22 protein-coding genes and 1 rRNA gene are annotated in these 18,052 nt (G+C 33.7%); all 23 read right to left on the bottom strand.

The window, feature by feature from the left end:
• Window positions 1-63 (bottom strand): 16S ribosomal RNA (locus KJ971_04585); the annotation flags it as partial.
• A gap of 255 nt (window positions 64-318) precedes the next feature.
• Window positions 319-1,881 carry an RIP metalloprotease RseP gene (rseP, locus tag KJ971_04580; GenBank protein ID MBU1145116.1) on the bottom strand — a complete coding sequence of 521 codons (1,563 nt, stop codon included), beginning with the start codon at window positions 1,879-1,881 and terminating at the stop codon, window positions 319-321.
• 11 nt (window positions 1,882-1,892) lie between these two features.
• Entirely contained in the window at window positions 1,893-3,050 is a 1,158-nt protein-coding gene (locus tag KJ971_04575) for a 1-deoxy-D-xylulose-5-phosphate reductoisomerase (protein ID MBU1145115.1), read from the bottom strand.
• Window positions 3,051-3,863: a phosphatidate cytidylyltransferase gene (locus KJ971_04570; protein MBU1145114.1), complete on the bottom strand. Its 813-nt coding sequence runs from the start codon at window positions 3,861-3,863 to the stop codon at window positions 3,051-3,053.
• Window positions 3,864-3,867: 4 nt separating this feature from the next.
• A complete protein-coding gene (locus tag KJ971_04565; GenBank protein MBU1145113.1) occupies window positions 3,868-4,599 on the bottom strand; it encodes an isoprenyl transferase in 732 nt (243 codons plus the stop codon).
• 108 nt (window positions 4,600-4,707) lie between these two features.
• On the bottom strand, window positions 4,708-5,265 hold the full coding sequence (gene frr, locus KJ971_04560; GenBank protein MBU1145112.1) for a ribosome recycling factor: 558 nt from the start codon (window positions 5,263-5,265) through the stop codon (window positions 4,708-4,710).
• 17 nt (window positions 5,266-5,282) lie between these two features.
• The gene (gene pyrH / locus KJ971_04555) at window positions 5,283-5,999 is read right to left on the bottom strand and encodes a UMP kinase (protein MBU1145111.1); all 717 of its coding nucleotides are present in this window, start codon (window positions 5,997-5,999) and stop codon (window positions 5,283-5,285) included.
• Window positions 6,000-6,049: 50 nt separating this feature from the next.
• Window positions 6,050-6,940 (bottom strand): translation elongation factor Ts, encoded by an 891-nt coding sequence (tsf, locus tag KJ971_04550; GenBank protein MBU1145110.1) that lies wholly within the window; start codon window positions 6,938-6,940, stop codon window positions 6,050-6,052.
• Between the two features lie 109 nt (window positions 6,941-7,049).
• The gene (gene rpsB / locus KJ971_04545) at window positions 7,050-8,186 is read right to left on the bottom strand and encodes a 30S ribosomal protein S2 (GenBank protein MBU1145109.1); all 1,137 of its coding nucleotides are present in this window, start codon (window positions 8,184-8,186) and stop codon (window positions 7,050-7,052) included.
• 194 nt (window positions 8,187-8,380) lie between these two features.
• Window positions 8,381-8,830 carry a dUTP diphosphatase gene (gene dut, locus KJ971_04540; protein ID MBU1145108.1) on the bottom strand — a complete coding sequence of 150 codons (450 nt, stop codon included), beginning with the start codon at window positions 8,828-8,830 and terminating at the stop codon, window positions 8,381-8,383.
• A gap of 20 nt (window positions 8,831-8,850) precedes the next feature.
• Window positions 8,851-9,243, bottom strand: a complete 393-nt coding sequence (gene atpC, locus KJ971_04535) for an ATP synthase F1 subunit epsilon (protein MBU1145107.1) — start codon at window positions 9,241-9,243, stop codon at window positions 8,851-8,853.
• A 13-nt stretch (window positions 9,244-9,256) separates the two neighbouring features.
• Window positions 9,257-10,672 carry a F0F1 ATP synthase subunit beta gene (gene atpD / locus KJ971_04530; protein MBU1145106.1) on the bottom strand — a complete coding sequence of 472 codons (1,416 nt, stop codon included), beginning with the start codon at window positions 10,670-10,672 and terminating at the stop codon, window positions 9,257-9,259.
• Between the two features lie 11 nt (window positions 10,673-10,683).
• Window positions 10,684-11,550, bottom strand: a complete 867-nt coding sequence (atpG, locus tag KJ971_04525) for an ATP synthase F1 subunit gamma (protein ID MBU1145105.1) — start codon at window positions 11,548-11,550, stop codon at window positions 10,684-10,686.
• Window positions 11,551-11,566: 16 nt separating this feature from the next.
• Window positions 11,567-13,072, bottom strand: a complete 1,506-nt coding sequence (gene atpA, locus KJ971_04520; GenBank protein ID MBU1145104.1) for a F0F1 ATP synthase subunit alpha — start codon at window positions 13,070-13,072, stop codon at window positions 11,567-11,569.
• A 13-nt stretch (window positions 13,073-13,085) separates the two neighbouring features.
• On the bottom strand, window positions 13,086-13,604 hold the full coding sequence (atpH, locus tag KJ971_04515) for an ATP synthase F1 subunit delta (GenBank protein ID MBU1145103.1): 519 nt from the start codon (window positions 13,602-13,604) through the stop codon (window positions 13,086-13,088).
• Window positions 13,601-14,137, bottom strand: coding sequence for a F0F1 ATP synthase subunit B (atpF, locus tag KJ971_04510; GenBank protein ID MBU1145102.1), 537 nt, complete (start codon window positions 14,135-14,137; stop codon window positions 13,601-13,603). Before atpF ends, atpH begins: the two co-directional genes overlap by 4 nt.
• Before the next feature lie 30 nt (window positions 14,138-14,167).
• Entirely contained in the window at window positions 14,168-14,446 is a 279-nt protein-coding gene (atpE, locus tag KJ971_04505) for an ATP synthase F0 subunit C (GenBank protein ID MBU1145101.1), read from the bottom strand.
• Window positions 14,447-14,488: 42 nt separating this feature from the next.
• A complete protein-coding gene (locus KJ971_04500; GenBank protein MBU1145100.1) occupies window positions 14,489-15,169 on the bottom strand; it encodes a F0F1 ATP synthase subunit A in 681 nt (226 codons plus the stop codon).
• Window positions 15,162-15,560, bottom strand: a complete 399-nt coding sequence (locus KJ971_04495; GenBank protein MBU1145099.1) for an ATP synthase subunit I — start codon at window positions 15,558-15,560, stop codon at window positions 15,162-15,164. The genes KJ971_04500 and KJ971_04495 overlap by 8 nt, the downstream gene beginning before the upstream one ends.
• Window positions 15,532-15,783 (bottom strand): AtpZ/AtpI family protein, encoded by a 252-nt coding sequence (locus tag KJ971_04490; protein ID MBU1145098.1) that lies wholly within the window; start codon window positions 15,781-15,783, stop codon window positions 15,532-15,534. Before KJ971_04490 ends, KJ971_04495 begins: the two co-directional genes overlap by 29 nt.
• 10 nt (window positions 15,784-15,793) lie before the next feature.
• Window positions 15,794-16,420, bottom strand: coding sequence for a uracil phosphoribosyltransferase (gene upp / locus KJ971_04485; GenBank protein MBU1145097.1), 627 nt, complete (start codon window positions 16,418-16,420; stop codon window positions 15,794-15,796).
• The gene (rpiB, locus tag KJ971_04480) at window positions 16,420-16,866 is read right to left on the bottom strand and encodes a ribose 5-phosphate isomerase B (protein MBU1145096.1); all 447 of its coding nucleotides are present in this window, start codon (window positions 16,864-16,866) and stop codon (window positions 16,420-16,422) included. The genes upp and rpiB overlap by 1 nt, the downstream gene beginning before the upstream one ends.
• A gap of 105 nt (window positions 16,867-16,971) precedes the next feature.
• A partial coding sequence (locus KJ971_04475) for a GGDEF domain-containing protein (GenBank protein MBU1145095.1) occupies window positions 16,972-18,052 on the bottom strand: 1,081 nt, incomplete at its 5' end.

Below are 18,052 nucleotides of genomic sequence, written 5' to 3'. Positions count from 1 at the left end.
GACTTGCATGTATTAGGCATGCCGCCAGCGTTTATCCTGAGCCAGGATCAAACTCTCCATTATATTTATGTAAAGTTTTATTCTTCTCATTTTTTGTGTTTTGTTGTTCGTTTTTTAATCTGTTTAGTTTTCAAAGACCTAATTGCGCACTTGTCACGCGCTTTTATATTGTATCATACCACTTTTTTTATGTCAACTATTATTTACCTGTTTTCGTGATTTTTTATAAATTACTTTCGATTTTTTGATAATCCTACAAAGTCCCAGATTTAGCCATAAAAAAAAGGTTAAGAATGTTTGCTCTTAACCTTTATATCGTTAATCTAGGCCAAATAATCGTAAAATATCATTATAGGTTACAAAAATCAAAAGTGCAATTAATAAAAAGAAAACAATTGTGTGAAGCAAATTCTCAAATTTCTGATTTGGTTTCTTTTTTGTTATCGCTTCATACCCAATAAATACAAGTCTTCCTCCATCAAGTGCTGGGATTGGAAGCAAGTTCACAATTCCTAAATTAACACTTAAAAGTCCGACCCAACTAAGAAGAGTATAGAACCCTTGAGAGGCAGCATTTGCAGTCATCGTATAAATTCCAATAAACCCAGATAAATCACCCACACCGATTTGTTTCGATGAGAATAATAAGTAAAGTGTCTTATATATAGAAAGGGCTGATTCTTTAAAACTTAAGAAGGCATTTTCAAAAGACCCAAAAAGACTAAATTTTGTCGTTCCAGCTATTCCAATTCTTGAATAAAATGCACTATACCCCATCGCATCTAACACGTTCGTTCCATAAGCAACGTAGGTAAAAGTGTATTCGACTCCATCTCTTTCAACGGTAATCGTTGTAGGGTTTTCTTCCGTTGAACCTTCGGTATAAGCAATTGCATAAGTAATAATTTCATTCCAATTTGCAAATATTTCTCCATTAATACTTAAAATCTTATCCCCGGCAAGCAATTCTGAACTTACATATAAAGGAGAGCCGATGATAAGATCGGTTGTATCTACAGAACTAGTAAACCCTAAAGCATAAAAGATGTATTGAGGAATGATAGGTTCTAACGTTAATATTTCTCCATCTCTTTCTACTTCAAATACAAAAGAATCATAAGTTAAATATTTTGCTAGTTCTGAATTAATGGTAATTAAAGATTCATCGCTACTTGTCCAAGCCGAAACCTCTTCATCATTAATCGAAAGAATAATATCTCCTGGAAGTAAAATTTCAGAAGCAGGCATACCAGAACTTACATCCCCAACAACAGTACTACTAGTATTTGCGACTCCTAATGTTAAAGCAATAAACAAGTAAACAAAGAATGCTAAGATGAAGTTCATCATTGGACCGCCAAAGGTGATTAAGAATCTTTGGATTTTGGTTTTTGTTGAAAAATTACGATCATAAGGCGCAATTTGCATTTGATTTTTATCAAACACAAAATAGGCATCTCTTTTTACGGTATATTCATTGATATATAATCTCGTTTGATCTCTTCCTTGCAAATCAATAGAATCGATGGTTACTTCTAGATAATCTTGATAATCAAGATGAGCTGGATTAATAATGATTCGATTTATTTCGCCGTCTTTTGCAAAACCCAAACGAATTTTTTGTCCTACCTTTACAACTTCTGCTTGAACTTCTTCTCCTGACATGGAAACAAATCCACCAAAGGGAATTGCCCGAATCGAAAAAGTTGTTTCGCCTTTTTTCTTACTCCAAATTTTAGGACCCATGCCAAAAGAAAACTCATGACATAATACTCCCGCTTTTTTTGCAAAGAAAAAATGGCCTAATTCATGAATACAAATTACAACGCTTAAAACGATTAAAAATAATAATATATTGCCAACTGCAATTAAAAAATCCATATAGTAGACTCCTATCTCAAGCTGTATGTTTGATAAATTGATGTTTTAACCAAATAATCAATTTCTAGTAAATCCTCAAGTGTTGGAGAAAGATTTACTAAATGTTTATCTAATTCGGTTTTAATTATTTTTTCGATTTCTAAAAATCGAATTTTACCCTCAAGGAAAAGTGAAACACAAGCTTCATTTGCGGCATTTAATACGCAAGGCATGGATCCACCAATCCGAAAGGATTGGATTGCATACGTTAAACAAGGATATTTCTCTTGATTAATTGGTTCAAAATGAAGACTTTTCAGTTTGACAAAATCGAGTGATTTTGTCATGCTTTTGATTCTGTTTGGAAAATATAAAGCATATTGAATAGGAAGTTTCATATCGTGACTAGAAAGTTGTGCGATAACCGAAGAATCTACAAATTCAACCATAGAATGAATGATGCTTTCGCTGTGTAAAATGGTTTCTACTTTTTCAATTGGTAAATCAAACAAGTAACAAGCTTCAATCATTTCAAAGCCTTTGTTCATCATGGTCGCTGAGTCAATCGTTATTTTATAACCCATTGCCCAGTTTGGATGTTTTAAAGCATCTTCTAAAGTTGCATTTTCTAATTCAAGCCTTGTATAATCTCTAAAAGCTCCACCACTTGCGGTTATGATGATTTTTTTGATTTCATGAGGTTTTGAGCCTTGTAAACATTGCCAAATTGCAGAATGTTCTGAATCGATTGGATACATTTTTACGTTAAATTCTTTTAATAATTTTTTAATTAAAAATCCACCAACCACTAAAGTCTCTTTATTGGCTAATGCGATATTTCTGTGAATCTTTATGGCTTCAATGGTAGGAACAAGTCCTGCAATTCCCACAAGAGCATTAACGACTAACCCAATTTTATCTTCTTTTTGAAAAGTGGCAGCTTTGATTAAGCCTTCTTTTCCATAACCAAAACAAGTAGTAGGAAACTCTGTTTGCAACATCATTGCATCATTTTTTTCTGTAACGGAAACATACAGTGGTTTAAATTGTTTTATTTGATGCCTCAGCAAAGAAATATTTTTATTAGCAGACATTGTGATAACTTTAAAGTCTTCTAAATGTTGGCTTACAATTTCTAATACTTGTGTTCCAATGGATCCGGTCGATCCAAGCAAATAGAGGTTTTTCATTTAAATCACACTTTGAAGTAATAAAATTAAAATAAGACTAAGTGCCACAATCGTTGAAGAATCAAAACGATCTAATACTCCTCCGTGTCCTGGAAACAGATTAGAATAATCTTTGATTTCATAATTTCGTTTAAATTTAGAGGCAACCAAATCTCCAATTTGTCCCATTAAAGACAAAAAGATTGAAAGAAGAATCACATAAACAATAAAAAAATCAAAGACGTTAAAGAATAAAGCAAATAGTGTAGCAAATATGGATCCAAATACGAGTCCTGCAATCGCACCTTCTACGCTTTTTTTAGGACTTATTTTTAATGCTAATCTATGCTTGCCAAATTTAATACCAAAAAGGTAAGCAAACGTATCGGTTGCCATACTGACAAGCAAGAAATAAAATACGATTTCTAAGCTTACCGTTCTTAAATAAGCAAATGCTGCAAATCCTAAACTACAATATAAAATGGTCGCAAAAACATTTCCAAAATCTCTTGTTTGAAAAGAATCACAAAACACTAAAATCATAGAATATAGTAAAAGTATAAAGATGAAAAAAATCAAGATAACACTATAAGGAATGATTTCTTCTAAGCTATAGACAACAACCAGTAAAAATCCACCAGTTAATACAACCGATACAGTATCAATCCATCTTGGCAATGGATTTTTCTTTTGCAGCATGTTTCGAAACTCAAAAGCTGCAATCATGGATAATATGAGGCAAAACATGGTAAATATTTCGTAATGATTCCCAAAGATTAAGATAGGAATCATAATGATTGCCATGATGAATCCGGTAATGGTTCTTTGTTTCATGAAATCACCCTTTCAATCCACCATATCGTCTTTCGCGTGAATTATATGCCTTTATGGCAAGAATCAAATCTTTTTTAGAAAAACTTGGCCAATACGTTTTACAAAAATACAGTTCAGCATACGCTGCTTGCCATAACATAAAATTGCTAAGTCTAATCTCTCCACTTGGTCTTATCAATAAATCAAGTGGAAGTAAATCTTTTGTATATAAATGATTCGTTACGGTCTGTTCTGTTATTTCTTCGATGGTTAATTGATTTTCTTTTACTTCAAAAGAAATTTGTTTTACTGCTTCGGTTAACTCATCATAAGATCCATAATCAAAACAAATATTTAAAATCATTCCACTTCGATCTTTTGAAAGCGAAGTGATGCGATTAAGTATCTCTTGATTTTCAAGACTTAAATGATTGGTTCTTCCCGTAAATACAACTTTAATATCATATTGTTTGAAATCGTCTTTAAATCTTTTTTCAAATTCACTTGGCATTTTCATTAAAAATTCGACTTCATCTGTTGGTCGTTTCCAATTTTCAGTTGAAAATGCAAACACACTTAAGACCTTTATTCCTAAATCAGAAGCAACCAGTGCTATTTTTCGAATGTTTTCAATACCAACTTGATGCCCAAACGTTCTTGGCATTCCTCTTTGTTTTGCCCATCTTCCATTCCCATCTAGTATAATCGCAATGTGTTTGGGAATTGTGATGGATTTATTGTTTTTTTTAAAAAGCATGGTATCACCGCTTTCTCATAACAATTATACACTATTTCTTTGATTTTTTCTATCATTTTATAACGAAGACAAAATGTGTTAAAATAAAATATAAGACTATTTCTAGTCTTATATACTCATAACGTCTTTTTCTTTTTCTTTAAATACTTCATCAATTTTTTCTATAAATTTATCTGTGATTTTTTGAACCTCATCTTGATAATATTTCGAATCATCTTCGGTCAGTTTTTTATCTTTTTCTAATTTCTTTAAATCAGAAATAGCGTCTCGCCTTATGTTTCTAATTCCTACTTTATTTTCTTCTGCCATTTTATGAATGACTTTAACGGATTCTTTTCTGTTTTCTTCGGTAAGAGGTGGTAAAGAAATCCGAATTCCAATGCCATCATTGGTAGGAGTAACTCCTAAATTAGCCGCAAAAATAGCTCTTTCAATTTTGGACAGTAGTGATTTGTCATAAGGTTTGATGTAAATTTGAGTTGCTTCAGGAACTTGAATTGAAGCAATTTGACTGATGGGAGACAACGCTCCATAATAATCCACAGTAACACGCTCTAGCATTTTTGGGTTTGCTCTTCCACTTCTTATGGTTGCATATTCTTTATGAAGGGCAATAATCGAATGTTCCATCCGTTCTTCGGCTTCCATTAAAATTGTATCAGGCATACATTTTCACTCCTTATTTACTTATTTTTAATCATTGTGCCAATATCTTCGCCTAAAATTGCGCGCTTGATATTGCCATCTTTGTTCATGTCAAAGACATAAATATCGATGTTGTTATCATGACATAATGCTGCAGCAGTTGAATCCATAACTTGAAGTTCTTTTTGTAAAACTTCTTGATGGGTCAGACTACTATATTTGTTTGAATCTTTATGAACTTGAGGATCTTTATCATAGACTCCATCGGTTCCATTTTTAGCCATATAAACAATGCTTGCTCCAAGTTCTGCAGCTCTTAAAGCTGAAGTAGTGTCGGTAGAAAAATAAGGATTCCCAGTACCTCCACCAAAAATAACAATATAGTTTTTCTCAAGGTGACTAATGGCTTTTCTTCTTATGTAGGGTTCAGCTACTTCAGGAATATTAAGGCTAGTCATTACCCTTGTTGGAACACCCATCGCTTCAAGAGAATTTTGAAGAGCAAGGGCATTTAGGATGGTACCAATCATTCCCATGTAATCAGCACTAGAACGTTCAATTCCCATTTCAGCTGCTAATTTGCCTCTGAAAATGTTTCCTCCGCCTACGACAATTCCAATTTCACATAAATCTAAATCATAGGCTGCTTTTACTTCTTTTGCGATTCTTTTTACCACTTGTGGATCAATACCGATTCCACTTTTTCCAGCTAAAGCTTCTCCACTTAATTTTATCATAACTCGTCTTTTTAACATAATAGGACCCCCTTAAATGAGAAAGAAAGGACACACGAGTGCCCTTCCAATTATTTTACTTGTGATAATACTTCGTCTGCAAAATTATCTTCTTTCTTTTCAATGCCTTCACCAACAGCTAAACGTGTAAAAGAAGCGATTGTTGCGCCTTTACTTTTTACGTATTCTTCAACTGATTGATCTGGGTTCTTAATAAACGCTTGATTTACTAAACAGATTTCTTTTAAGTTTTTATTTAAACGGCCTTCAACCATTTTTAAAATGATTGCTTGAGGTTTTGGTTTTTCTGCTGTTTCATTTTCATTTAATGCTTCATTGGTCAAAACTTGTTTTTCATGAACAATGATTTCTGGTGCGATATCTTTTTGACTTAAATATTTAGGACTAGATGCCGCAACATGCATAGCGATGTCTTTTGCGGTTTGAAAATCTCCACCATTTAGAATGGATAAAGAAACAATTTTTCCGCCCATGTGTTTGTATAAGCCAAATACTTGATTGTCTGTTTTTGTGAATACTTCGTAACGACGAAGTGAAATTTTTTCTCCAATGAAAACGACACTTTCAAGTAAAATTTGTTGCAAAGTTTTTGCGTTTTCTGTTACTAATAAAGCTTCTTCATTTGTTAAAGCATTGCTATTTAAAAGAATGTTCCCAACCGTTGAAACTAATTTAATGAACCTTTCGTTTTGAGACACGAAATCCGTTTCACAATTTAGTTCAAATACGATTGCTTTGTTCTTATCTGATAAAACTTCACAAAGACCTTCTGCAGCAATTCTAGATTCTTTCTTTGCTGCCTTTGCAATTCCTTTTTCTCTTAACCAATCAATAGCTAAATCGATATTTCCATTTGTTTCAACAAGTGCCTTTTTGCAATCCATCATTCCTGCACCGGTTTTCTCACGTAAATCTTTTACTAAACTAGCTGTAATATCCATGGTATTTCCTCCTTATTACACTATTATAATATTATCATATTTTGAAGTGATATACAATTATTTTAAGTGTTTTCTCTAAAAAGGGAGCAATTATTGCTCCCTTTATTATTTACATTTGTTTTAAAAGTTCTTCAATTAATTCTGCTTTACGTAATTTAGAATAATTTGTAAGATTATGTTCTTTTGCAAGTTCTCTAAGTTCAGCAACTGTTTTAGATTCCAAGTCGATGGAAGGAGTTTTTTCTACTTCAACAACTTTTGGTTCTTCGACAACCACTTCTGGTTTTGCTTTAACAGTTTTTGTTTTTTCGATGACAACTTCAGTCTTCACTTCAGCAACTACTTCTGGTTTCACTTCAACAACAACTTCAGGTTTTACTTCCGTAACAACTGGTTTTGCTTCTGTAACAACTGGTTTTGGTGTTGGCTTAGGTGTTGGTTTTGGAGTTGTTACAACTGGTTTTTTAACAATCTTTGGAGTTTCTTCCTCTTCCACTTCATCAATGGTCGAATCGTCTTCTTCGGTTTCTTCTACTGAGACAACAGGTGAAACGCCTTCCACAAGACCGCCGTTTGCTTCAATGACAGCATCTGCCATTTTACTTACAATTAATTTAACCGAACGAAGTGCATCATCATTTGCTGGGATGATGTAATCTACTTCATCTGGATCACAGTTTGTATCGATAATTCCAAATACTGGAATGTGTAATATTCTTGCTTCTAAAATTGCATTTCTTTCTTTTCTAGGATCGATAATAAATAAAGCTTGTGGTAATCCACGCATTTCTTTAATTCCACCTAGGAATTTTTCTAAACGAGCCATTTCTTTGTGTAGACCAATGACTTCTTTTTTAGGTAATAATTTAAAAGTTCCATCGCTTTCCATTTTGTAAAGGTCATGAAGTTTTTTGATAGAACGTTTGATGGTTTTAAAATTAGTAAGGGTTCCACCTAACCATCTTTGATCAACATAAAATTGACCGGAACGAATTGCTTCTTCTTTTACTGGATCTTGAGATTGTTTTTTGGTTCCAACAAATAATACTCTTCCGCCTGCTTGAGCAATCTCAAACAATGCTCTGTAAGCAACATCAATACAGTCGCTTGTTTTTTGTAAATCGATAATATGAATCCCATTACGTGATGTATAAATGTACTTTGCCATTTTTGGATTCCATCTACGCGTTTGGTGACCGAAATGCACCCCTGCTTCTAACAGAGCTTTCATTGATATAACGCCCATTTTTTTTAAATCCTCCTATTTGATTTTGCCCTCCACTGCTTCAACATTATTGTCACCAATTGCTTGGCTCCTGACAAATCACTCACCAGTGTGTGTATTTTTTACGGCGAAACTATTTTACCAAATTTCGGCCGATAAATCAAGCATATTTTACCTGTTTTGACCGATAAAGAAAAAACCACACAAATATGTGGTCATAAACCTGTACTTCCGAAGCCTCCAAGTCGTTTTACAGAAGAAGATGCTTCTGAATCGACTTTTAAATAAACCGAAAAGATAGCTTGACAAAAACGTTCTCCCTTTTTAACAAATTGTGGTGTCTCTCCAAAATTATAAAGCATGACTAAAATATGGCCTTCATTTTCTGGGTTATTGTAATAGTCACTATCGATAATTCCAACGCTATTTATCAGAGATAGGTTTTTGTTTTTTACAAAGGAACTTCTTGGGTAAAGTTGCAAAACTTCAAACTCATTCATATATGTTTTTAATCCGGTTGGCACAAATTCTACTTTCCCTGGAAGAATGAAAGTATCTTGTGCTGCTTCGATATCATATCCAGCACTTTTTGCCGTTTTGCGAAGAGGTAACCGAATATCTTGATTTAGATACTGCGTGACAACTTCAAATCCTCGATTTTTCATAGATACTCCCTTCTTGGTGATTATAGACTTCCAGCACCAGTTTGTTTAATTTGTCTTTTCAGTTCTTTTTCTGCTTTTAGTAATTCAATGTTTCTTTGTTTGTTATCTTCAAGTCTTGCTTTTCGAATGGCATATAGATTTTCAAAAGCAGCTTCTTTTGAATTGCCAATAAAAGCGTCTTGAGCGATTACGGTAATCAGATTGTGATGTGTTTCAACAACACCACCAATGATAACAACATAGTAGACTAAATCGCCTTGTTCTAATTTGATATAACCAGTATCGATTGTAGAAATAATGGGCAAATGGTCTTTTAAGACACCATAGTCCCCATTGTTTTCACTCGATACAATAATTGCGGTTACTTCTTCGTTATAAAGTTCGCCATCAGGAGTTACAATTACTATTTTCAAAAGTGTTCCCCCTTTATTTTTTCATTCTTTTGGCTTTTTCAATGACTTCTTCTATGCTTCCAACTAAGCGAAAAGCATCTTCTGGTAATTCATCGTATTTTCCTTGTAAGATTTCTTCGAAGCCTTTTACGGTGTCTTTTACTTTAACGAAACTTCCTATTTGCCCTGTAAATTGTTCCGCTACATGGAAGTTTTGAGATAAGAAAAGTCGAATTCGTCTTGCACGATGTACTACAAGTTTATCTTCGTCACTTAATTCATCCATTCCTAAAATCGCAATAATATCTAACAAATCATTATAGCGTTGTAGAGTTTTTTGGACTTCTCGTGCGATATTGTAATGTTTTTCTCCTACAATTTCAGGAGTAAGTGCTCTACTAGTAGACGCAAGAGGATCCACTGCAGGATAAATTCCTTCTTCTGAAATCTTTCTAGATAGATTGGTTGTTGCATCTAAATGAGTAAAAGTGGTTGCAGGAGCTGGATCGGTATAATCATCTGCAGGAACGAACACGGCTTGAATCGATGTAATCGATCCAGATTTCGTAGAAGTAATTCGCTCTTGAAGTAATCCCATATCGGTCGCAAGCGTTGGTTGATATCCAACGGCTGAAGGCATTCTACCAAGTAAAGCAGAAACTTCAGAACCAGCTTGTGTAAATCTAAAAATATTATCGATGAATAGAAGAACATCTTGATGTTCTTCGTCTCTAAAATGTTCTGCCATAGTAAGTCCTGAAAGTCCAACACGCATTCTAGCACCAGGAGGCTCATTCATTTGACCAAATACCATTGCGGTTTTATTGATTACTCCTGATTTTTTCATATCGTAGTAAAGGTCATTTCCTTCTCTAGTTCTTTCCCCTACTCCGGCAAAAACAGAGATGCCTCCGTGCTGTTCTGCTACATTATGAATGAGTTCTTGAATGATAACAGTTTTTCCAACACCAGCTCCACCAAAAAGACCGATTTTTCCACCTTTGATGTAAGGCGCAAGTAAATCAATGACTTTGATTCCGGTTTCTAGAATTTCGGTTGTTGCATTTAAGTCTTCTAATTTTGGACTAGGTCTATGAATGGGAGAACGCTTGATTTTTCCTGAAGGCATTGGAAGTCCATCAATGGGATCTCCTAATACATTAAACATTCTTCCAAGCGTTAATGTTCCAACGGGAACCGAAATGAATTCTCCTGTATCAATCACTTCAACGCCTCTTACAAGTCCGTCGGTTGAGTCCATGGCAATGGTTCTTACAATTCCACCACCTAAGAACAAAGACACTTCTAAGGTGAGGTCAATTTCCACTCCATGATTTTTATTTTTAGGGATCTTGATTTTTAAGGCATTATTGATAGAAGGCATTCCTTCTTCAAATAAACAATCAACTACTGGTCCCATTACTTGAACTACTTTTCCAATGTTTGGCATATATTTCCTCCCTAGCTTACAGCGTTTGCTCCACCGATGATATCGGTCAATTCGATTGTAATAGCTGCTTGTCTTACCCGGTTATAAATCAGATTTTGTTTTTGAATCACTTCAAGTGCGTTATCTGTTGCATTTTTCATGGCAGTCATTCTTGCGGCATGTTCACTTGTTTTAGCATCAAGAATAATTCCGTATAACGTATTTTCCAAATAGATTGGTAATAATTCATTCATTACATCAAATGGAGTTGGTTCAAAGATAAATTCAGATACTGGTTTGGTAATGTCTTTTACCAAATCAGTAATTGGAAGCAAAACTTCGTCTCTAATAATTTGAGTAAGTGTATTAATATAATCCGAATAGATTAACACAATTTTATCGACACGACTTTCAAGATAAAGACTTATGAACGCTCTTGACATCGCTTGAAAATCGATAAATTCAATTTCATCTCGAGAATTTATGGATTCTTGATTTAAAAGAGGATGATGATTTCTTTTACAATAAGAAAATGCTTTAAACCCAATGGTACCGACAATAAATTCGCTTTTTGATTTATGATTTTCACTAATTATTTTTTCAAAGTATTTAAAGATATTTGCATTATAAGGCCCCGCGAGTCCTCTATCACTTGAGACAAGGATATAGCCAGTCTTTTTAATTTCTCTTGAAATCAAAAGTGGATGAGTTAGGTCAGGGTTTGTCGATAATACGTCTTCTAAAATTGTTTTTACTTTTTGTTTTATAGGCGCAAAAGCCCGAAATTTACGTTCGACTTTTCTTAATTTCGAAGCAGAAACCATGTTCATGGCTTTCGTTATTTGACTGGTTTTACGAGTCGCTTCTATTCTGTTTTTGATTTCTCTAATCGAAGCCATAGGGATTCACTCCTTTTTATATAAAGTCTGTTACAAATCTTGCTATTGCTTTATTTAATAACGTTGTTTCAGGTAAATCTTTCGTTTCTTTCAATAAAGCTGTTAATTTTTTTGCCTCTTCATCTTGGCAAAAAAATTGATGAAGTTCTGTTTCAAACCGTTTAATGTCTTCAATTTTAATTTGGTCTAAATACCCATTAATAAGGCAATAAATACTAATCGCTTGAAGTTCAAACGGAATGGTTTTATGAAGTCCTTGTTTTAATATTTCAACGGTGCGTTCGCCTCTGTCAAGTTTAGCTTTGGTCGCATCATCTAAGTCCGATCCAAATTGGGTGAAAGCTTCTAGTTCGCGATAACTTGCTAAATCCAGTCGAAGGGTTCCAGAGACTTTTTTAATTGCTTTATATTGAGCGGCTCCCCCTACCCTTGAAACCGATAGTCCTGCATTAATGGCAGGTCGTATTCCAGAATAGAATAGTTTGGATTGTAAGAAAATTTGCCCATCCGTAATCGAAATAACGTTTGTTGGAATATAAGCAGAAATATCTCCTTCTTGTGTTTCAATGATGGGAAGGGCCGTAATCGATCCTCCACCTAATTCATCATTCAATTTAGCGGCTCTTTCTAACAATCTAGAATGCAAATAAAACACATCTCCTGGAAAAGCCTCTCTACCTGGTGGTCTTCTTAAAAGCAAAGATAATTCTCTATAGGCAATCGCATGTTTTGATAAATCATCATAGATAATCAAAACATGTTTTCCTAAGAACATAAATTCTTCTGCCATGGCAACTGCAGAGTATGGAGCTAAAAATAATAACGGAGCCGGATCACTTGCAGACGCTGCAACGATGATGGAATATTTAAGTGCATCGTATTTTTTAAGGGTTTCAAGAACGTTTAAAACCGTAGAGTTTTTTTGTCCAATCGCAACGTAAATACAAATAACATCTTCGTCTTTTTGATTAATCATTGTGTCAACTGCAATGGATGTCTTACCCGTTTGTCTATCGCCAATAATTAGTTCTCTTTGTCCTCTACCAATTGGAACTAAAGCATCTAGTACTTTGATTCCTGTTTGCAAAGGTTGATTCACGCTTTGTCGTTCGATAACACCTGTTGCTTTTCGTTCTACTGGTCTTGTCTTAGAGGTTTTAATTTCGCCAAGTCCATCAATAGGTTGTCCTAATGGATTTACAACTCGGCCTATTAAAGCATCTCCTACAGGCACTTCTAAAATTTTTCCAGTAGTTTTTACTATGTCTCCTTCTTTAATTAAAGAGGAGTCATTTAGTAAAATAACGCCTACATGGTCTTTTTCAAGGTTTTGAACCATGCCGACAACATCATTTGGAAAAACAAGAAGTTCTCCACTCATTGCATGATCTAATCCGTATACCAAAGCAATGCCATCTCCTACTGAGATGACACTTCCTACTTCCTCTGTTTTGATTGATTTTTCGTATTTCTTAATTTGTTCTTTTAATAAAGAACTAATTTCGAGAGGGTCTATTCGCATAATTTCTTCTACCTCATCCTCTTTTTAAATTTGATTTCAAATCTTCTAATTGTCGATTGCTGGTTTCATCTTTTACGAGTCCATCATATTCTAGTCGAAATCCCGAAATAATAGAATCGTCGATAATTTCTTCTAATTCAATTTTATGATACGTATCTTTTTCAAGTTGTACTAATAAAGCCTTTCGTTGATCATCTGACAAGACTTTCTTTGAATAAACTTGAACTTTTTTGATTTTATTTAAATCATCGATTAGTTCCGAAAACGAATAGAAAATTGAAGGAATCACATTCATTCTTTCGTTATCAATTAAGACAAAAAGAAAATGTTTTAATAATGTTAATTTCACACTATGTTCTATCACTTGTTTTTTTTCGTTTTTACTGATTTTCGGATGATTAAAAAATTGCATAGTTTTTTCATCGATTGCTTCAGTAAAAGCCAAAAAACCAGCTTGAAATTCGTTTAGCTGATTGCTTTCCATCGCAAGAGAGAAGATTGACTTTGCATACTCTTCATGAATAGAAGTCATTTGACTTCACTTCGATTTATGTCTTCGATGGATTTATCTAAGTATTTTTTTTGATCGACTTCTTGTTCTATGATTTTTTCAGCCATAAGAGTTGCAAGATCAATCACTTCGTGTTTCATCTTCACTCTGGCTTTTTCTTTTTCAAGTTCAATTTCTTTTAAAGAAGATTCAAGAATAGAAGACGCTTCTAATTTTGCTTTCGATACAATTTCTTGATGTACCAATTCACCTTTTTGCGTAGCTGAATCGATAACCGATTTTGATCGTTTTTTAAGATTAATGTACTCAAGCTCAGTATCTTCTTTTAATTTAATCGCTTCTAAATTTTCTTTTTTAGCATTTTCGACTTCATCTTCTAAAAACTTTCTTCTTTTTGCTAAAAAATCAGTGATTTTATTCCATAAGAAATACTTCACGATTAATACCAAAAGAAGCGTCGCAAGAAGTTGAACGATTATATCAAGTAAACTAACACCTAGTGCTGATTTAATGGTGTCCGATACGGCTTGCATGATTCTTTCTACTGCTGTCATTTAGAAAACTCCTTTTTAATCAAAATCCTCTTATCCAAAAATTAAAATGAGAGCAACAAGAAGTCCATAAAGACCAGTCGTCTCGGCAAGAGCTGCGGTAACAAGTGTTGTCATTAATACTTTCCCTTGTGCTTCTGGTTGTCTACCAACTGCTTCTGCGGCTTTACCAGCGGCATATCCTTGACCAATTCCAGGTCCAATTCCAGCAACAACAGCAATTCCAGCTCCAAGGTATCTCATACCATCTGAAAAGAATTGATTGTATTCTGCAGCAAAACGTAAAGCGGATGTAAAAATTGATTCAAACATGTTAATTTCCTCCTAATATAGTATCGTTAAAATTATTATTTCTTATGAAGCATCCGCTGCCATCGATATGTTTACCGTTGACAACATGAAAAAGACAAACGCTTGAATGAGACCGAAAAATATATCAAAAACTACGTGCAAGAATACTCCTGCAAAAACACCTGCGACCCAATATAACACTGCATAAACCATGGCAGAAATTACCGCGCCACTCACAAGATTACCAAACAAACGAATTCCCATGGTAAGCGGAGTTGATATTTGACCAATCAAATTAATCGGTACCATGATTGGAAACATCCACCATACATGTCCTATGAAAATATCGTGTCCCATTCTTTTAAATCCTTTATATTTAATTTCTGAAAACTTTAAAATGATAAAGGTAATAATGGAAAAGCTCATCGCAATACTTACACTTGACAAAGGTGCTTTTAATCCAAATAAGGCAATGGTGTTCGCAAACATTAAATACACTAAGACCGAAAATAGATAAGGTCCAAATAAATTTAATTTCTTTCCTGGCAAATGATCTCTTAATAAATTTTGAATCATCTCCACGAAGAAAATTATAACTAAAACAAATCCTTTTGGTGTATCTGTTGGGTTTAGTTTGCTTACCCGAATCCCTACAATAATAAATACGATGCTTAATACGAAAACTACAATTAATGTCGAGATAATTTGAGGTGATAAGGGGGCAATAATATTAAAATCAAGCATTTTTATCACCTTCTTTGTTTTGTTTTCTTAAAGAAAAGAAAGTAACAGGAAATAATATGACCCGGTAAGAAATAATTCCTACAAATGTTAATATGATGTTCCAATCGGGATTAGTAATAGCGAAATACATCACAATTCCATAAAAAACCATTTTTGCAAAGTATAACAAAATTTGTTTTGTTTTAATTTGTTCTAGATGGGATTCAAATGCTTTTTTCATGACTCGATAATGAAAAGAATTCATAAGCATCGATGTGAAAGCTCCAAGTAAGAAACCAATTACTAAATCAAAATCCAAAGATATCAGATATGTCACAAGACTAAATATAATGATAAAAGGCCATAGAAATAAAAATGTCTTTTCAATCAGATTTAGGTTTTTTATCTGCATTTTTACTCTCTCCCATCATTTTAAATGTTCTTTTTACTAGATTGATAACACTTGAGAAAAGTCCTAAAAATATAAAAATAAATAGAAATAAATGTTTCTCTTCCCATAGATAACTATCGATGGCTTGGCCAATAAGATAACCAAGAAACATCGAAATAATTAATTCAATAAAAAATTGAATGATTAATTGAACACCTGTAAAAGTAGATTTAACATTATTCAATCTCGCTCACTCATTTCGTTCCAAACAAACGATCTCCACAATCTCCAAGTCCAGGTACAATATACCCAATCTCATTTAGCTTTTCATCAATGGCAACTAAATAGATATCGATATCTGGATGATGAATTTGGAGTTCTTTGATTCCTTCAGGGCATCCAACCAGTCCCACAAACCGAATGTCAATTCCACCTTGTTCTTTCACAAGTGAAATGGCCTTAACGGCAGAACCTCCGGTTGCTAACATCGGATCTACGATTAAAACGGTTGCTTCTTTTAACACGTTTGGTAGTTTTGTATAATACGTTTGAGGTTGTAAGGTTGTTTCATCTCGGTATAATCCGATATGTCCTATCTTTGCCGTTGGAATCACATTGTGAATTCCATCCACCATTCCAAGACCCGCTCTTAATATTGGAACGATTACTACTTCTTTTGCCAGTGTTTGACAAATTGTTTTAGCAATAGGCGTTTCAACTTCGATTGGCTTAGTTTGTAAATCTCTTGTGATTTCGTAAGTAACCAAACTTCCAATTTCATTTACGTTTTCACGAAAGGTTTTGGTATCTGTCAGTTTATTTCTGATGATGGCCATTTTGTGATCAATTAAAGGATGTTGAATAATAACTACTTTTCCCATTATTTGTTCTCCTCATATTCTTGAATTAAATGTAGCCTTTGATTGTGCCTAACTCCATTTGAATAACTTGAATCTAAATAAATATCCACAAAATGAAGGGCTTCCGCAAGCGTATTAGTTCTTGAACCTAAGCATAAAACGTTAGCGTTGTTATGCTCTTTGGCAGCTTTTGCTACGAATTCTGTTTGACAAGCACAAGCTCGAATTCCTTTTACTTTGTTTGCAGCAATTGACATGCCGATTCCTGTTCCACAAATTAAAATTCCAAAATCAAATAGCTTGTCTCTTACTGCTTCTGCAACTTTAAAAGCATAGATTGGATAATCGGTAGATTCCAAAGAATTTGTGCCAAAATCGAAAACTTCAATTCCTCTTGTTTGTAAGTGTTTTATTATCGGTTGCTTGTATACAAATCCTGCATGATCTGATCCAATGGCGATTTTCATAAAAACCACTCCTGTCTTTGAGGCTATTCCATTACAATTATAGCAAATTACCTTTTTTTTTACAACGAAAAGAATCAAAAAGCGCTTTCCAAAAAAAAGACGCTTTTAAACGTCTTTTGCAAAGGTAATCATTCCTTTGCCTTTGTTTTTAGATTCATACATAGCTTTGTCTCCTAAATCTAGTAATTTGGTATAATCATAACATTCTTTTTTTATAGGAACAATTCCAATTGATGCACTAACTTTAGCGGCAATTGCTTTTTCATTTAGGTTTTCAATTAAGAAAATAATTTGTTTGGCTCTATCAATAATTTGTTTTTCAGAATGGTTTAATACAAATACAAAAAACTCATCTCCACCAAGTCTATAGTAAATAACATCCTTCTCCCAATTAGCGATAAAGCGATTGGCAAGTTCAATTAAGAACAAATCTCCTGCCTTGTGTCCGTATATATCGTTTATTGTTTTGAAATGATCAATATCAAAATAAATTCCATAAGCACCTTCTAAATAAGTTGGGTTTTGAAGATGTATTTTTAAAGTTTCTCGTGTAAACAACCTTGTTAAAGAATCTTGGTAAGTAGATTTGTAATAAAGAATTCCTTTTGGAGTATTATCGTAGATTCGATTGATTCGACCAAAAATCAATTCAGTGTGTCCCTCATTTTTGGTTAAAATATCAATTCCTACCAACAACCAAAGGGTTCCGTTTTTGATTTTGAGGGGTATATATAACTGCATGTCCTCAGTGATATTGATTAATTTCTTCGTTAAATCTTCTAAGAACGTTTCTTTTCCTTCTACTTCTGCTAAAGCGTTTTCGGTTTCAATATGGCTGGCAATTTCTGAAAATAAAAATGATTCTTGTTTAGAAAATCCAAGTAAGGTGACATCTCCTGTTAGAATTTGAATTTTTCTTGGTCTTAATAATAAGTCCACGATAAATGTCACATGATACGTTGAAGAAAAAAACACATCTTCTATTAAATCAATTTGATATCTATTCATTTCAACAAGTCTTCTTCCTCTTAGCCCCCCATAGGGATGATTTGCTACAATCTCTCCTCCCTGGCTTTTGATAGCACTTAATGTTTCCTTAATACTCATTCCTCCGGGAATATCTACCTTAAAAGGCAAATTAACAGCTAAAAAATGCATTTTTTCCACTGTTTCTATTTCCTGCACT

This window comes from Bacillota bacterium, from assembly GCA_018818595.1.
GTDB lineage: Bacteria > Bacillota_I > Bacilli_A > Izemoplasmatales > Hujiaoplasmataceae > JAHIRM01.
Note: the sequence above shows the minus strand (reverse complement) of the source record. Positions and strands in the feature narration are given on the sequence as shown.

Bases quoted from the DNA above. Each gene is read 5' to 3' on its own strand.
- KJ971_04570 (MBU1145114.1), bottom strand. From the start codon at position 3,863: ATGAAACAAAGAACCATTACCGGATTCATCATGGCAATCATTATGATT.
- atpG (MBU1145105.1), bottom strand. From the start codon at position 11,550: ATGGCTTCGATTAGAGAAATCAAAAACAGAATAGAAGCGACTCGTAAA.
- pyrH (MBU1145111.1), bottom strand. From the start codon at position 5,999: ATGTTAAAAAGACGAGTTATGATAAAATTAAGTGGAGAAGCTTTAGCT.
- KJ971_04575 (MBU1145115.1), bottom strand. From the start codon at position 3,050: ATGAAAAACCTCTATTTGCTTGGATCGACCGGATCCATTGGAACACAA.
- upp (MBU1145097.1), bottom strand. From the start codon at position 16,420: ATGGGAAAAGTAGTTATTATTCAACATCCTTTAATTGATCACAAAATG.
- rseP (MBU1145116.1), bottom strand. From the start codon at position 1,881: ATGGATTTTTTAATTGCAGTTGGCAATATATTATTATTTTTAATCGTT.
- atpA (MBU1145104.1), bottom strand. From the start codon at position 13,072: ATGCGAATAGACCCTCTCGAAATTAGTTCTTTATTAAAAGAACAAATT.
- KJ971_04495 (MBU1145099.1), bottom strand. From the start codon at position 15,560: ATGCAGATAAAAAACCTAAATCTGATTGAAAAGACATTTTTATTTCTA.
- atpE (MBU1145101.1), bottom strand. From the start codon at position 14,446: ATGTTTGAATCAATTTTTACATCCGCTTTACGTTTTGCTGCAGAATAC.
- atpD (MBU1145106.1), bottom strand. From the start codon at position 10,672: ATGCCAAACATTGGAAAAGTAGTTCAAGTAATGGGACCAGTAGTTGAT.
- rpiB (MBU1145096.1), bottom strand. From the start codon at position 16,866: ATGAAAATCGCCATTGGATCAGATCATGCAGGATTTGTATACAAGCAA.
- frr (MBU1145112.1), bottom strand. From the start codon at position 5,265: ATGCCTGATACAATTTTAATGGAAGCCGAAGAACGGATGGAACATTCG.
- atpF (MBU1145102.1), bottom strand. From the start codon at position 14,137: ATGACAGCAGTAGAAAGAATCATGCAAGCCGTATCGGACACCATTAAA.
- tsf (MBU1145110.1), bottom strand. From the start codon at position 6,940: ATGGATATTACAGCTAGTTTAGTAAAAGATTTACGTGAGAAAACCGGT.
- dut (MBU1145108.1), bottom strand. From the start codon at position 8,830: ATGAAAAATCGAGGATTTGAAGTTGTCACGCAGTATCTAAATCAAGAT.
- atpH (MBU1145103.1), bottom strand. From the start codon at position 13,604: ATGACTTCTATTCATGAAGAGTATGCAAAGTCAATCTTCTCTCTTGCG.
- rpsB (MBU1145109.1), bottom strand. From the start codon at position 8,186: ATGGGCGTTATATCAATGAAAGCTCTGTTAGAAGCAGGGGTGCATTTC.
- KJ971_04565 (MBU1145113.1), bottom strand. From the start codon at position 4,599: ATGCTTTTTAAAAAAAACAATAAATCCATCACAATTCCCAAACACATT.
- KJ971_04500 (MBU1145100.1), bottom strand. From the start codon at position 15,169: ATGCTTGATTTTAATATTATTGCCCCCTTATCACCTCAAATTATCTCG.